Source organism: Micromonospora sp. (assembly GCF_048594385.1).
Taxonomy (GTDB): Bacteria; Actinomycetota; Actinomycetes; order Mycobacteriales; family Micromonosporaceae; genus Micromonospora; species Micromonospora wenchangensis.
The window spans coordinates 1-2,080 of record NZ_JBMDWU010000549.1; the positions used below are offsets into that span (position 1 = coordinate 1).

The 2,080-nt window shown below is 72.4% G+C and carries 2 protein-coding genes; both read right to left on the reverse strand.

The window, feature by feature from the left end:
- Positions 1-132: 132 nt before the first annotated feature.
- Entirely contained in the window at positions 133-570 is a 438-nt protein-coding gene (locus tag ACOJTC_RS29185; RefSeq protein ID WP_307826034.1) for a cold shock domain-containing protein, read from the reverse strand.
- Positions 571-795: 225 nt separating this feature from the next.
- Positions 796-1,875: a cellulose binding domain-containing protein gene (locus tag ACOJTC_RS29190; protein WP_420119293.1), complete on the reverse strand. Its 1,080-nt coding sequence runs from the start codon at positions 1,873-1,875 to the stop codon at positions 796-798.
- Positions 1,876-2,080 lie beyond the last annotated feature (205 nt).

Here is a 2,080-nt window from a genome sequence, read left to right on the forward strand (position 1 = left end):
CAGCGACGCGGCCCCCCCCGGCCAGGTGCACCCCCGCTGGCACTGGCTCGCCGCCCGCACCGCGCGGTACGCCTCCGCCCCCGGCTGACGCCGGGGGGGGCCCCCCGCCGGGGGGCCCGATCCGGACGGGGGTCAGTCCTCGATCCACCCGTGGGAACGGGCGAACTGCGTGAGGTGCTGCCGGATCTGGCTGATCTGGGCGCCGGTGAGCGTCGGCACCTGCTCGACCAGCAGGTCGGTGATGTTGGACCGGAAGGTGAACGCGGTCAGGACGTCGCACTCCTCGTCGTCGCCCCGGTCGGTCACCGGCAGCCGGGTCACGGTCGGCGCGCCGGACGCCGCCGGGCGGGACGCGACCGGGGCACCGGGGTTGAGCAGGCGCGCGTAGAGCGCCTTGACCCCACGGTTGCCCTCCACCGACTCGAACTCCACCCGCATCCCGGGCGCGACCGACGGACGCTGGTCGCCGAAGTCGTTCGCGTGCACGAAGACGTCCTCACCACCGCCCTCCGGGCTGATGAAGCCGTACCCCTTCACGTCGTCGAAGCTGAGAATCGTACCGACCGCCACCGCGACCACCACCCAACGAAACAAGAGCCACCAGAACAGAAACGTCGCCGCGCCGTTTCCGGCGCAGCACCCATGGTAGTGCGCGGGGCCCGATCTGGAACCCCTACTCACGCGTGGTCGCGTGGTCTTGGTCGTGCCCCGCGCCGGTGACGCGGGGCACGACCCCTAAAGCATCCTAGGACATCGGTGACCGGGTGGGTCGCGGTCGCGGACGCCGCCGCCGGACTAGCGGATGGTGAAGGTCAGCGGATTGGAGATGCCGACGCCACCGTGGGTGTCGTACGCCCGGACGGTGAAGGTGGACGACGTGGCCGCCGCCAGGTCGAGCTGGAACTGGAAGCGCTGTCCACTGCGGGTCGGCGTCGCGGCCACCCGGGTCCCGCCGAGGTACAGCTCCACCCGGTCGACCACGTCCCCGGCGTCGGCGTCGGTGACGTCGGCGACCAGCGTGACGGTGGTCGGTTCGAGGAAGTACGTCTGCCCGCCGGGAGTGCTCAGCGCCACCGCCGGCGGCTGGTTGACGCCGCTGGTCGGGGGCGTGACCACCGTGATCAGCCGGGGCGGGGCACCGCCGGACAGCGACTGGTCGGTGCCGGCGGAGACGTTCAGCACGTAGGTGGTGCTGGTCCCGGGGGCCCCGACCGGCGGGGTCCACGACGCGTCGAACCGGTCGCCGGCGGACCTCGCCCCCTGGGCCACCGTGACGCCGTCCACCCGGAACGACACCGAGGTGATGTAGTGGCCGCCTCCCACCGTCGCGGTCGCCGCCAGCGGGACGGGGCCCGGCGCGGTGTAGACCGCCCCGGCGGCCGGGCTGATCCAGGTGACGATCGCCGGGTAGTCGGCGACCGGCGGCGAGGTCGTCGGCCCGGTCGGCGTCCTGGTGGGCAGGACCCCGCCGGTGCAGGCGACCCCGTTGAGGGTGAACGACGGCGGCGGGGGGTTGCTGCCGTACCAGGTGCCGACGAAGCCGATGGTGGTCGAGGCGTTGGTGCCCAGGTTGGCGTTCCAACTGAGGTTGGTCGCGCTGACCTGCTGGCCCGACTGGGCCCAGGTGGCGCTCCAGGTCTGCGCGATCCGCTGGTCGACCGCGGGGAAGCCGAACCGTAGCGTCCAGCCGCTGATCGGGTCACCGAGGTTGGTGACCGTGACGTCGGCGCTGAAGCCGCCGGTCCACTGGCTGCTGACGACGTAGTTCACCCGGCAACCGGCCGCGGCGCTCGCCGCGCTGGCGCACAGGCCCGCTGCCAGCACGCCGACCATGGCGACAACGACGGCGATCACAGCCGTCAGCGACTTTCGCATGTCACACCCGCCATAAATCGTTGAATATCAATAGGTATGACGACTGTCCTGCGGTTCCGCTTGCCTTGTCAAGACAAGGCAGAGAGTCCTGCCGCCGGCAGGACGTCGGGGGGGCCGGACGCTTGTACCCCCAACCCCCCCGGACCTCCCCTCGGGCCGCCCCGCAACCCCAAACCCCCCGCGGGGGCGCCCCCCGGGTCCCCCC

Excerpts from the sequence above, each read along its gene's own strand:
- ACOJTC_RS29190 (WP_420119293.1), bottom strand. The coding sequence starts at position 1,875 with ATGCGAAAGTCGCTGACGGCTGTGATCGCCGTCGTTGTCGCCATGGTC.